Annotated in this window: 12 protein-coding genes; 6 read left to right on the top strand and 6 right to left on the bottom strand. The window is 40.7% G+C overall.

Annotated elements, in window-relative coordinates:
* The first annotated feature begins 138 nt into the window (after positions 1 to 138).
* The 3 genes from ACRRMM_RS09075 (at position 139) to ACRRMM_RS09065 (ending at position 3600) form a co-directional block, all read left to right on the top strand.
* Complete coding sequence (locus ACRRMM_RS09075) at positions 139 to 882, top strand: MBL fold metallo-hydrolase (protein ID WP_057079741.1); 744 nt, start codon at positions 139 to 141, stop codon at positions 880 to 882.
* 2 nt (positions 883 to 884) lie between these two features.
* Positions 885 to 1874 (top strand): lipoate--protein ligase, encoded by a 990-nt coding sequence (locus ACRRMM_RS09070; protein ID WP_008348846.1) that lies wholly within the window; start codon positions 885 to 887, stop codon positions 1872 to 1874.
* Positions 1875 to 2046: 172 nt separating this feature from the next.
* Positions 2047 to 3600: a fatty acid--CoA ligase family protein gene (locus tag ACRRMM_RS09065; protein WP_428828855.1), complete on the top strand. Its 1554-nt coding sequence runs from the start codon at positions 2047 to 2049 to the stop codon at positions 3598 to 3600.
* Positions 3601 to 3615: 15 nt separating this feature from the next.
* Here ACRRMM_RS09065 and ACRRMM_RS09060 read toward each other — a convergent pair whose 3' ends face one another.
* Positions 3616 to 4032, bottom strand: coding sequence for a hypothetical protein (locus ACRRMM_RS09060; protein WP_007497192.1), 417 nt, complete (start codon positions 4030 to 4032; stop codon positions 3616 to 3618).
* Positions 4033 to 4209: 177 nt separating this feature from the next.
* Between ACRRMM_RS09060 and ACRRMM_RS09055 the strand changes: the two genes are divergently transcribed.
* Positions 4210 to 5511 carry a M48 family metallopeptidase gene (locus tag ACRRMM_RS09055; RefSeq protein WP_342493410.1) on the top strand — a complete coding sequence of 434 codons (1302 nt, stop codon included), beginning with the start codon at positions 4210 to 4212 and terminating at the stop codon, positions 5509 to 5511.
* A 46-nt stretch (positions 5512 to 5557) separates the two neighbouring features.
* Here the strand turns inward: ACRRMM_RS09055 and ACRRMM_RS09050 are convergent, their stop codons facing one another.
* The 4 genes from ACRRMM_RS09050 to ACRRMM_RS09035 all read right to left on the bottom strand — a co-directional run bounded on the left by ACRRMM_RS09050 (position 5558) and on the right by ACRRMM_RS09035 (position 10655).
* On the bottom strand, positions 5558 to 6703 hold the full coding sequence (locus ACRRMM_RS09050; RefSeq protein ID WP_026050071.1) for a serine alkaline protease SapB: 1146 nt from the start codon (positions 6701 to 6703) through the stop codon (positions 5558 to 5560).
* A 386-nt stretch (positions 6704 to 7089) separates the two neighbouring features.
* Positions 7090 to 7674 carry a histidine phosphatase family protein gene (locus ACRRMM_RS09045; RefSeq protein WP_017360298.1) on the bottom strand — a complete coding sequence of 195 codons (585 nt, stop codon included), beginning with the start codon at positions 7672 to 7674 and terminating at the stop codon, positions 7090 to 7092.
* Between the two features lie 61 nt (positions 7675 to 7735).
* The gene (locus tag ACRRMM_RS09040) at positions 7736 to 9097 is read right to left on the bottom strand and encodes a globin-coupled sensor protein (protein WP_370539267.1); all 1362 of its coding nucleotides are present in this window, start codon (positions 9095 to 9097) and stop codon (positions 7736 to 7738) included.
* Between the two features lie 25 nt (positions 9098 to 9122).
* The gene (locus ACRRMM_RS09035) at positions 9123 to 10655 is read right to left on the bottom strand and encodes an FAD-dependent oxidoreductase (protein WP_008348809.1); all 1533 of its coding nucleotides are present in this window, start codon (positions 10653 to 10655) and stop codon (positions 9123 to 9125) included.
* A gap of 142 nt (positions 10656 to 10797) precedes the next feature.
* Here ACRRMM_RS09035 and ACRRMM_RS09030 point away from each other — a divergent pair, with 142 nt between their 5' ends.
* Positions 10798 to 11658: an SDR family oxidoreductase gene (locus ACRRMM_RS09030; protein ID WP_008348806.1), complete on the top strand. Its 861-nt coding sequence runs from the start codon at positions 10798 to 10800 to the stop codon at positions 11656 to 11658.
* Positions 11659 to 11716: 58 nt separating this feature from the next.
* On the opposite strand, the gene ACRRMM_RS09025 is transcribed toward ACRRMM_RS09030, so the two are convergent.
* Positions 11717 to 11953 carry an IDEAL domain-containing protein gene (locus ACRRMM_RS09025; protein ID WP_008348804.1) on the bottom strand — a complete coding sequence of 79 codons (237 nt, stop codon included), beginning with the start codon at positions 11951 to 11953 and terminating at the stop codon, positions 11717 to 11719.
* 289 nt (positions 11954 to 12242) lie between these two features.
* On the opposite strand from ACRRMM_RS09025, the gene ACRRMM_RS09020 reads away from it, so the two are divergent.
* Positions 12243 to 12821, top strand: coding sequence for a competence protein ComK (locus tag ACRRMM_RS09020; protein ID WP_017366958.1), 579 nt, complete (start codon positions 12243 to 12245; stop codon positions 12819 to 12821).
* Positions 12822 to 12890: the final 69 nt, after the last annotated feature.

Genomic DNA, 12890 nt, shown 5'->3' with positions numbered 1-12890 from the left:
GTTTTATTGCTATCATTGTATTATAACAGATTGGTAATTGTCAATCTGTTTTGTAACAATAGGCAAGAAGAATGCTTTTTTTATGAAAAATGGGTATATTGTAAGAAGGGGATTTTTTGAAAAGGAGGAAATATGACGATGAAATTAACCGTGATTGGCTGCTACGGAGGATTTCCAGCAGCTGGTGAAGCCACATCAGGTTATCTTTTTGAATCAGATGGTTTTCGTCTGCTTGTCGACTGCGGGAGTGGAGTTCTGTCAAAGCTTCAGCAATACATTGATATAGAAGAACTAGATGCTGTACTCCTTTCTCATTATCATCACGATCATATTGCAGATATCGGACCTCTCCAATATGCGAAGCTAGTGGGTTATCATTTAGGAAATAGCAGTGGTCCGCTGACGATCTACGGACATACCGGGGATCAAGCAGCATTTCAGCGGCTCTCTGATGATGTACATACAAAGACAAAACCTTATCACCCAGAAGAGGGCATTCAAATCGGACCATTTCAAATTGATTTTTTGAAAACGGTTCATCCGGCAGAATGCTATGCGATGAGAATTCAGGCAAATGAGGCTGTAGTGGTGTATACAGCTGACTCCAGCTATCAAGATGCATTTATCCCTTTTAGCAAGGATACAGACTTACTTATTGCCGAAAGCAACTTTTACGCCGGACAAGACGGATCGGGTGCAGGACATATGAACAGTACTGAAGTAGGGAAGCTGGCTAGTGAAGCAAATGTTGGGGAGCTCATCATCACCCATCTGCCTCATTTCGGTCGGCATAAAGACCTAGTCAATGAAGCACAGGCGTTATATACTGGCAATATACAGCTTGCCCATTCAGGGCTTAGATGGAACAAGGAAGGAAGATAAAGATGCTGTTTATCGATAACGAGCAACATTATGACCCAATGATTAATTTAGCAATTGAAGAGTATTGCTTAAAATATTTAGATCCAGAAGAAACGTATTTGCTGTTTTACATCAACCAGCCGTCTATTATTATTGGAAAGAACCAAAATACAATAGAAGAAATCAACACAAAATATGTGGAAGACAATGGCATCAAAGTCGTTCGCCGGTTATCTGGCGGTGGTGCGGTTTACCATGACAAAGGAAACTTGAACTTCAGTTTTATTACAAAAGACGATGGGGACAGCTTTCATAACTTTAAAAAATTCACCGAGCCAGTCATCAAAGCGCTTGAAAAGCTTGGCGTCAAAGCGGAATTAAGCGGCAGAAATGACATCATGGCAGATGGACGTAAAATCTCGGGGAATGCTCAATTTGCTACACGAGGACGTATCTTCAGTCATGGCACCCTATTATTTGATTCAGAAATCGAACATGTTGTCTCGGCATTAAATGTGAAGAAAGAAAAGATCGAATCAAAAGGCATCAAATCCATTAGAAGCAGGGTTGCGAATATTAGTGAACTGATGGATCAAAAGATGACAACAGAAGAATTTAGAAAAATTCTTTTAAGCTATATTTTTGACACGAACGGAGACGTGCCTGAGTATCAGCTGACAGAAAAGGATTGGGAGAAGATTCATGAGATTTCTCGTGATCGATACCAAAAATGGGAATGGAACTACGGCCGTTCACCTAAGTTTAACTTGCAGCACTCTAAGCGTTTTCCAGCTGGATCGATTGATCTTCGATTAGAAGTGAAAAAAGGCATCATTCAAGACTGCAAAATTTTTGGTGACTTCTTCGGTGTAGGGGATATTGCTGATATTGAGAAACGACTCATTGGGCAGCAATATGATCGCAAAACCATTAGTGATGTATTAGAAGACATGGATATGCGCCATTATTTTGGTAACGTATCAAAAGAAGATTTTCTGGATTTGATTTATTAAGCAAGGACAAGCACGGCTAGAGATAGCGGTGCTTTTTCTAATGAAAGGGATGAAAGCGGTTTACATTTGATCTTGTGGATTTTTTCGATTGTCTATTATAATAGAAAGGAGGAATGTTTGGTCATAAAATGAATGGCTATTCATTCATTGATGAAGTATAAGGGGTGGGAGAATGGATTTGATCAAAAATCTTGAGCAGACTGCGATGACCAAGGGAGAGAACGTCGCACTGATCTTTGAAGGGGACAAGTGGACCTATCGAGAACTGATGACAAGTATCGAACGTTTTGCAGATGGTTTAGTGAGCGAAGGGTTTCAAGCGGGAGATCATATCGCGCTGATTTTAGGAAATTCACCGCATTTTGTGATTTCATTTTTTGGTGCATTAAAGGCAGGACTTGTTGTTGTACCTGTCAATCCAACATATACGCCAAGTGAAATCGGCTATATGCTGGTCACTGGTGATGTAAAAGGGATTGTTGCACCGGATCAGCTTCTGCCGATATACGAGCAGGTGTATGAACAGCTTCCAGCTATTGAACGAGTCATTATTTGTGCACAAAATGAATCTGCGTGCAGGTCAAGTTTAAAAGAAGTATCTGATCGTCTTGTTTTCTTCGGAAAGCTTGTGTCTGGAGATGCGCCGGAAACTGAGCATCCTTCCATACAACCTGACGATACGGCCGTTATTTTATTTACATCTGGCACAACAGGAAAACCAAAAGGGGCAATGCTCACTCATGTTAACCTATATTCAAATGCAAGAGACATTGCGGAGTACCTGTCAATTGATGAGAAGGACAAGGTGATTGCTGCATTGCCGATGTTCCATGTGTTTTGTTTGACCGTCTGTATGAATGCCCCCTTGATTCATGGAGCGACCATCTATGTCCTGCCGCATTTCAGCCCATCAGAGCTTTTACGAATGATGGAGAAAGAAAAACCAACGCTATTTGTTGGTGTTCCAACCATGTATAACTATTTATATCGTCAGGAAGGTCATGAGGAAGCGATGAAGTCGGTGAGGATTTGTATATCAGGCGGTGCGTCCATGCCTGTTGCTTTACTTCACGGTTTTGAAGAAAAGTTCGGTGTCACGGTGTTAGAGGGCTATGGATTGTCAGAGGCTTCCCCAGTGACGGCATTCAATCCCCTTGATGGAAAAAGAAAACCAGGTTCAGTCGGAACTGATATTATGAATGTGAAAAATAAGATCGTGAATGAACTTGGAGAGGAAGTTGGACCAAACGAAGTCGGAGAATTGATTGCAAAAGGGCCAAACATTATGAAAGGCTATTATCAAATGCCAGAAGACACAGAAGCAGCACTGAAAGATGGCTGGCTGTACACAGGAGATTTGGCGAGAAGAGATGAAGACGGATATATTTATATCGTCGATCGAAAAAAGGACATGATTCTCGTTGGCGGGTATAATGTCTATCCAAGAGAAGTAGAAGAAGTGCTTTATCAACATGAAGCTGTAGCAGAAGCCGTTGTCATCGGTGTGCCCGATCCAAACACAGGAGAGGCTGTTGTCTGCTACATTTCCCCTAAGAAACATGCTCACATCAATCAAGAAGACATCATCACACATTGTTCACGCTATTTGGCGAAATATAAGCAGCCCCAAACGATCCATTTCATTGATGATATTCCAAAAAACACGACTGGTAAAATTTTAAGAAGAGCGCTAAAGGATAAGTACCAAGCAGAAACAAGTAAATAAAAAAAGAGTCTCTTCTTATGAAGAGGCTCCTTTTTGAATCGCTTCTTGTACCTGTTTTCGAAAGGAATTTGACTGTTTTTGATTTAATTCATAATAGGTGCCGTCTACTAAAAAAACAACTTGAGAGCGGTTGGTCCATAGCTGAAAAGAAGTGCCATTTGTCCGTCCGAACATGACCTTGGCGATATAATCTGGCTTTTTTACATTCTTTTTGAGATGGCTGCTTGTTTGTTTCCCTTTGTTTAATTGTTCAATTAGATCCTCAGTTGTATCTTTATCATCTATTTCATAAGAAATGGACTGGTTCGTCGGTGAAAGCAATAATTTCTCTGCTCGATTTTCATCGAAGATGTCACTTGTCCGGCTGAACACATAAAAGAAGGTAATCAGTAAAAGCCCAAAGATCACAATTCCTGCAAGGATTTTCTTCATGATGAACCTCCAACTCACTTTTTTATGGTTAGTTTCTCCGATTTTTGAACAGCATAATCATTTTTTTCACTCAAGCTTTTTCAGATAGGGCATGCTATGATGGAGCCACATGAGACAGGTTCTAAACAAAAACGTGCGTGATTACAATAGAGAGAGAAATGGAAAGGAGGCTGACCAGTGCGAGTACGCAAATGGGTAGCTCTTGCAACGGTAGCATACATATTGTACGGTCTTTTTATTTATTCTTACTTATTTCTAATGGGGGATTCATCTGTCCCTGACAGTGTGAAAGGGACAAGTGCAGACCCGCATACATTTATGACAAGCCATGAGCTTGTGATTAGTGGAAGTTACTCGAACATTCGTAACCTGTTGTACTTTATGACAATTCCTTTAGATTGGTATGTCTTTTTCCTTTTGCTCATTTCAGGGTTTTCAAGGAAATTAGCAGATTGGAGCTTGGCAGCAGCTCGTTTTCATCTTTTGAGCAAACTTGTGTATGTGTTTGTGCTGTCACTTTTGACGATGCTGATCACATTGCCGGTCAAGTGGGTGAGCTACCAGTTGTCCTTGCACTACGGTGTTTCAGCACAAAGCACGGCAAGTTGGCTAAAAGACCAAACGCTTGATTTTTGGATTCAATATCCACTGCTTGTTCTATGCGCGATTGTGTTCTTTTGGCTCATTCAAAAGAAAAGGAAATATTGGTGGCTGTATGCTTGGTGTTTAACCGTTCCAGTTACACTATTTCTCTTCTTTATACAGCCGGTCGTTATTGATCCACTCTACAATGATTTTTACCCATTGAAGGATCAAGCGCTTGAGAAAAAGATATTAACTCTTGCAGAGAAAGCGCACATTCCAGCAGATCATGTATATGAAGTCAACATGTCAGAGAAAACAAACACGATGAATGCTTACGTCACAGGAATTGGTGAAAATAAGCGTATTGTTTTGTGGGATACGACACTTCAAAAGCTGAAAGACCGTGAAATCTTATTTATCATGGCGCATGAGATGGGACATTACGTGATGAAGCATGTATATATTGGTTTAGCAGGATATTTAGTGTTGTCTCTGGTTGGATTTTTTGCCATTGATCGTCTTTATTTTTCCCTTTACCAAAAAGGCGCTTCTCCATTTCGTCTGAAGGCACCATATGACGTTGCTGCTCTTCCGCTTCTTTTGATCATTGTATCTATGCTGTCATTTGCTGCTTCTCCTTTTACAAATGCTGTGTCAAGGCATCAAGAACGTGCAGCTGATGAATACGCCGTGAACTTGACGAAAGATGGAGAGGCGGGGGTAACATCATTTCAAAAGCTTGCAAAATCAGGGCTTTCCCAAGTCAATCCGCCACTTTTAGTGAAAATATTCCGCTATGGACACCCGACGATGATGGAGAGAATCATCGATATGGAAAAAGCGGCGAAAAAAGAGGAAACATCGAAAAAAGAGGAAACATCGAAAAAGCAATAAATAAAAAATCCGGCTCAGTTAGCCGGATTTTTTTGTCACACTTATTTTAGTTAGAAGCTGCTTGAACGTTAATCAATCCTTTTCCGTAATAGAACGAATTACCAAGCGGTGTTGCCGTATTTTCTAAGCGCTGACGAACCTGAGAAGTCGATAGATTCGGATACTTAGAAAGGATAAGCGCTGCTGCTCCTGCTACATGAGGAGATGCCATCGATGTTCCCGTATAAGATGTATATCCACTGCTTGGTACTGTACTTAAAATCGATGTACCAGGTGCAGAAACATCTAATTCAGGACCTGCGCTAGAGGATGAGTTTCTGACATTGTTGCTGTTCACGTTGGCAACAGCAATCGTAGAGTCGTATTTTGCAGGATAGCCAACGGTGCTAGTAGAGCCAGTTGAACCTGAATTCCCTGCTGCGGCAACGACAACTACTCCGCGATTATTCGCTGTGTCTACAGCATTTTTAAGCGCTGTGGAGCCGTTTGGTCCGCCTAAGCTCATATTGATGACATCCATGTTATTGGCAACAGCCCATTCAATACCACTGATAATCCAGCTGTATTGTCCATCGCCGTAACGATCTAACACTTTAACGGCATACAAGGAGGCGCTTGGCGCAACCCCAAGAACACCAATCGTGTTATCAAGGGCAGCAATGGTTCCGGCTACGTGAGTTCCGTGTGATTGAAAGTCTTGTGTGGCATTTGGCTCTGAAGGGACGAAGCTAGCACCGCCTGCAACATTTAAGTCAGGGTGTGCGGCGTGGATTCCAGTATCAAGGACAGCTACTTTGACGTTAGCACCTTTATAACCTTGAGCGTGTACGGCTGGAGCTTTGATTTGAGGGATACCATAAGGGACGGTTTGTGCATATGCTTCTGCTTTGTGGTCTTCTTCTACATAAGCAATGCTAGGGTCGTGTTCAAGTTTTTTTGCGGCTTGTTCAGACATCTTCACTTGTGCAGCATTAATGAGGCGGTATTGTTTTTCTAATTTCCCACCATTTTGTGTCACTGCTTGTTTCTTAGAGCTGTTTGTGGTGGCAGAAGCTTTAAAGCCAACGATATAGCTTTTTTCGCTTTCTGACTTTGAGGCAGTCTCGGCATTTGCTATCGAGCCTCCAAACCCTGCTGAAAACAGAAGAGGGACAGCCAATAAAACACTTGTCATCACATTTTTCTTTTTCACGCACATTCCACATCCCTTTTTCTTATTTCAGAATAATCATCCGTAGTCTATTAGAATGATCCGTTTGATTATTCTGTATTTTCAGTTTAATAGAGATAGGCAAATAAGAGTAGACCTGAATTTTTGTGGAAGTCCTAGCGAAAAATAGGGAATTAAGTCGCTTGGAATTGATGGTAAAATATGTTTATTTTATATTTCTAACGGTTTTCTATTAAAAAGGAATCGTGCTTTTTTTCTCATGATCCATTTGAGGATAAACATTCGATACCCGAAATGCCATAAAATAGGTAGAAAAGGCTATCATCTATTTCGAATTTCGATATAAAAAAATATTATTTTATCATTGTTTTTGACATGAAAAAGAACCTGTTATGAAAACAGGTTCTTTAAGAAGGAGCAGATTGTGTTAAGTGGTTGACCACGTTGTAATCGTTCACCTTCCATTGACCATCTGTCCATTCCACATAATTTAAGCAGGCATTCTCAAGTCTTGTATCCTTAATACCCATATGTTCGTCAGCTAGTGAGGTGAGTAAGGCATGGATGGCAGCACCATGTGCTACGATTAGTACCCGTTGATCTGGGTAGGTTGCTCTCACTTTTTCGATACCTTCTAGCATTCGATCTTGAAGTGCCGATAGTGGTTCCATATTTGGATACTGTTTATTTGGAAACAGTTTCTGACGTTCCTCAAATGACATGCCTTCAGCGTCGCCATAGTCACGTTCAATAAAATCGTCCATGATCACGAGCGGTGCATGTACATGCTGTAAAATCAAATGAGCTGTTTCTTTTGCCCTTGATAGCGGACTGGAAATGACAACATCCCAGTGGGCATCTTTTAAGTAAAGACCGGTTTGTTCCGCTTGCCATTTACCAGTGTCATTTAAAGGGATATCTGTTCGTCCTTGAATTCGTTTTGCTGCATTCCAATCGGTTTCTCCGTGTCTGACTAGGCAAATTGCTGTCAATCAAATCCCGCCTTTTCTATCTTTTCCTCTATTATACTAAAACTGAAGAAGAATGACTGGATCAGTGATTTGTCAGACTCGTTAAGGACTCGACCGAACTTGCCACTTGGGACACTGTTTGTTTGACTTCTTTCAATTCGTTTAGGAATGTTTGCAAATCTATTTCAATTTTTCCGTTTTGGTTTTTGCTTAAGTTCATGCTGCTGACGATATCATCGAATAGCGAGTTGATTTGGGTCATTTTTTCTTTACTGTCTGTCACAAGTAAATTCACATCAGCAATATGCTGTGACACAATGGCGATTTGTGAATTTGTGTTGTTGACGAGCTCAGATACAGTTGAAACCGTTTTCTTTGTATCCTCTGATAATTTGCGAACCTCGTTTGCAACGACAGCAAAGCCTTTGCCATGTTCACCTGCTCGAGCTGATTCGATTGAAGCGTTTAAAGATAGTAAATTCGTTTGCTCCGCAATACCTGTGACGATCCCAAAAATTTGTTCAATTTGTTTCGCAATTTCTTCTAAGCGTTTAATTTCTGTTTCAATCTTTGTCATACTGCCGTCAATTTGGTTCATTTGCGTCTGCTGAATTTCTAACTCTTTTTTACCGCCAATTGATTTCTCTTCAACTTGTGCTGAGATCTTTGTGCCAGCCTGTGACATATCCGCCATCTCATCAGATTTTGATACAAGTTTGTCCACTGCATTTGTTGTGTTTGAGAAGAGAGAAGCAAGTGAATTAGATGTTTCTGTAATTTTTGTATGAAGCTCTTTTTGCTGTAGTTCTGCTTCATCACGAACTTTAGAGTATTCATTTTGGAACGTATCTAGGACAAGCTGTTGCTCTAGATTTAAAATTTTCGTCGTCGCCTTCACTGCCGTCTGATATTCTTTGAAATCTTGGATATGCTGGGCAAATAAATCCATTATGGATAGCAATAGGTCTTGGAAGGCTGCCATATACCATTTAGGTTGAAGTCCAATTCTTAAATGAACTTGTGCAATTTTAATTCTTTTGGCCACATAAGATTCGTCAATCACACCGGCAAACATTTCACTAATATGAATGCGTAGTGTTTTCTTTAGACGCTCGACTGAGCTGTTATCTTGAATGATGTGCATCAAGGAAGACTCGACTTCTAGGTTTTTATAAAATTTATCGACGATATGTTCAATTTCATCTTGAACGATTGGATTCAGCTGTTTCAAGATAAAAAGGTCTTGCTGCGTCAAATCAATCATTTTAATTTGTTTGGCAATGTCCGTATTCTCCGGAAAATTGATTCGTTTTATCCCATCATCCTGCTGTGTGAAAAAAGCAGTGTTTTTCTTTTTACTCTCTTTTTTAAATAACAATGTGTTTGTCCCCCCATGATCATCAAAAATATCAGACTTTATGTTTTTTATCGGATAATATTGGATTTTTTAAAGGGGAAACAGTGAAATTTTACTGTTCTTTATATGACCTTTTTAGTGGTTTTTTCGCCGGACCTTCTACTACTTCTCCCGTAATGGAGAAACGAGACCCGTGACAAGGACAGTCCCACGTGCGGTCACTATTATTCCACGCGACTTCACAGCCTAAATGAGTACAGGTTGTATCGACAAGAAAGATATCGCCGTCCTCTGACTTAAAAGCGCCACATTTTTTATGCTCATAAGACACAATCCCGCCTTCACCCGGTTTTAAATCATCAATTGTTTGATCAGCTCGCTTTAATTTACCGCTGATCAGCTTCGCTGCAACATTGGTGTTTTCTTTGATAAAGTCTTTTACGAATGCGTCTGACACGAGTCTTGATGGAGTAAAGATGGATTCGTAAGGATTCGATTTTCCTTCGATCAAATCTCCGATCAGTGTTGCTGCTACGTGGCTAGTGGTCATGCCCCATTTTCTAAAGCCTGTTGCCACAAAAATATTCGAATGATGTGATGTCAGGCGGCCAATGTATGGGATTTGATCCATTGTGACCATATCATGCGTGGACCAGCGGTAAAGGACTTCCGTTATGCCAAGGGTCGCTTCACCAAACTTTTCTAGTGCTTCATAGTGTGCGGATTCATCTCCGCCTTGTCCGGTTTTATGGCCTTGTCCACCGATGAGCACGACGTCTTCTCCATGGAATTTTGCTGTTCTTAATGAATGGGCAGGCTGATCAATTCCTAAGTACATGCCGTCTGGAAGCGGTTTTTTTGTTTTGGCTGCGACGACATAAGATTGCTCAGGATGGATTCGCGTGAAATACAGTCCTTTGCCATCGTAAAAAGGAAAGTGTGAGCATGAAATGATAGAGCGCCCCATCAGATGATGGCCACTTTTTGTGATGACAGCAGGGTGTTTTCCTTCTTTTACATCGACTGCCGTTGTCTGTTCAAATATGCGCACGCCTCTGTCAATGAGCTGATCGATCAGTGCATGAAGATAATGAAGAGGATGAAATTGTGCCTGCTGCGTCATGGCGAGGGCTGCCTTGATGCCAGCATCAAACGGGAGCGCTGTTTTCCATTCGCGATCGATACCGAGCTGTTTGTACGCATCTAATTCCTTCTTTAACTTTTTGACGCCGTTTTCTTCTGTTGTATAAAGATAAGCATCTTTTACCTCAAGATGACAATCAATGTCATACTCTTTCACACGTGCTTGGATGAGTTCCTTAGCTTTTTCATTTGCTTCTACATATAAACGGGCTTTCGGCATACCAATATGTTGAATCAGATCATGATAGTACACATCATGCTGGGAGGTAATTTTCGCTGTTGTATGTCCGGTGGTTCCTTGCAATACTTGATCAGCATCTATGATGATGACATCCAGTCCGCGTTCTGTCATTTCAAATGCAGTAGCGATACCGGTAATACCAGCACCGACAATGATGACATCTGCTGTAAGATCTTCGCTGACAGTAGGAAAAGAGGGCTTCTCACTATCAGCTAGCCATAATGACTTTGCTTGTTCCGATCCTTTATGTTCTTGTTCCATGTTGTCGCCTCCAGTCACTTGTTGTGTATAATTTTTCCACGATGCTGAAAATCATACATTTTAATGAAAACAAGAGCGAAATACATAAAAAAATGAGCAACACATAAAAATAAACGAGATAAAAAGGAAGGAGTGGTCTGACGTGTCAACAAAGCAGCCAAAGAAAACGTTACCGCCTCAGCATCAGAACGAACGTCCAGGACTTGAATATAAAATGAACCCTAGACCTATCTTTGATCGAGAGGTGCAAGGCAAAAAGCTGACAGGGAAAACGGCGATTGTCACAGGTGGAGACAGCGGGATTGGAAGAGCAGTATCTGTCTTATTTGCGAAAGAAGGAGCCAATGTAGCGATTGTTTATTTGAATGAACATCGTGATGCGGAAGAAACGAAGGACTATATTGAAAAAATGGGAGGTCGCGTTATCTTAATAGCAGGCGATCTAGGCGATGAAGCTTTTTCACACGAGGTCGTCAAACAAACAAAAGATGCTTTCGGTTCGATTGATATTTTGGTCAACAATGCAGGTGAACAGCATCCGCAAAAAAGCATTGAACAGATTACCTCTCACCAGCTTCTTCGGACATTTCAAACGAATATATTTGCCATGTTCTATTTAACAAAAGCGGTGCTCCCTCATTTAAAAAAAGGAAGCAGTATTATTAATACAGCATCGGTCACTGCTTATAAAGGTCATGAAACCTTAATTGATTATGCATCGACAAAAGGGGCGGTTGTAACGTTTACAAGATCATTATCTCTATCTCTTATCAAACAAGGGATTCGGGTAAATGGGGTAGCGCCTGGACCGATTTGGACACCGCTGATTCCATCCACATTTACGGAAAAGGAAGTGTCTGAATTTGGTGGTGATGTCCCAATGGAGCGGCCTGGTGAGCCAGTAGAGTTAGCACCGAGTTATTTATTTTTAGCGAGCGAAGACTCTTCTTATATGAATGGACAAATGATTCATGTGAATGGCGGAACCATATTAAATGGATAAAAACAAAAAACTTGCGGTAAAGAGACAAGTTTCTGTCTCTCTGCCGCAAGTAAAATCATCATGATTGATGTAAGCAATGTTCTGCATATTGAGCTGACAGGTCATTAAAACGCTTTTCATCACGCTGATCTAGCGCCTTGTCAATCTCTTCTCTAAGGAAGGTTAAGCGCTGTTTATAAAGCGCCTCATCTAAAACCATTTGAATATAAATGTCTAAAATAGTAACGCCATTCTCTTCGGTTTTTTGGGTGTTGCGGGACTTCATGAGCTCAGCATACGTTTTTTTCTCTTTCATAAAGAATCCCCCCGATGCCTTTTTTATAGTATATGGATTGGCGGAGAAAAAATCAACAAGAATTTATAATTTTTAGACAATTTATTTTTGAGCCATATCGACACCACTTGTCCAGTCGACAAGATGCGATATATCTTTAAAAATGGCTTTTAGATAGATCGAATGTACTAAAAAACATGATAAAAAGATAATTTTAAATAAATATTGAAAAAATCCTGTCGTTTCTTATACGTTGGTGATAGATTAATAGTATCTAAAATAACCAAAAATTAACACAGGAGGAAATGAAGTGTCAGGAATTAGTGAAACACCATTAGATTCATACGTCATTAATCAAACAACAATGGCGGTCCTTCCGGTTGAAGAAGGAAAACGAGTATATTCAAAAGTGATCGAAAGAGAGACAAGCTTTTACGTTGAATTAAAGCCGCTGCAAATTATAGAACGCAGTTGCAGGTTCTTTGGCTCAAGCTATGCAGGCAGAAAAGCGGGAACATACGAAGTAACAGGTATTTCCCACAAGCCTCCCATCGTGATTGACTCATCCAATCATCTGTATTTCTTCCCAACCTATTCATCCAACCGCCCTCAATGCGGATGGATCTCCCACAAATACATTCATATCTTTCAGGAATCATCCCTCGGAGACACGGTTGTTACTTTTACAAATGAGCAATCGGTCAAATTAGATGTCTCATATAAGTCATTTGAGAGTCAGGTACACCGAACAGCGTATCTCCGAACGAAATTTCAAGATCGACTTGATGGAGGTCTTCCTAAGAAACAAGAATTTATGCTGTATCCAAAGGAACAGCAGCTCAACCTTGTGTATGATTTTATCTTAAGAGAACTTCGTAATCGTTATTAGTGAGAGACCAGCGGCAGACAGCCGCTGGACTGCTTACTCATCGTCATCACTTTTTTGCAGAAAAAACCA

The sequence above is a fragment of the Bacillus sp. XT-4 genome, from assembly GCF_050864245.1.
Classification (GTDB): Bacteria; Bacillota; Bacilli; order Bacillales; family Bacillaceae; genus Bacillus; species Bacillus altitudinis.
The sequence above is the reverse complement of the archived record's forward strand: the minus strand, read 5'-3'. Positions and strand labels throughout refer to the sequence as shown.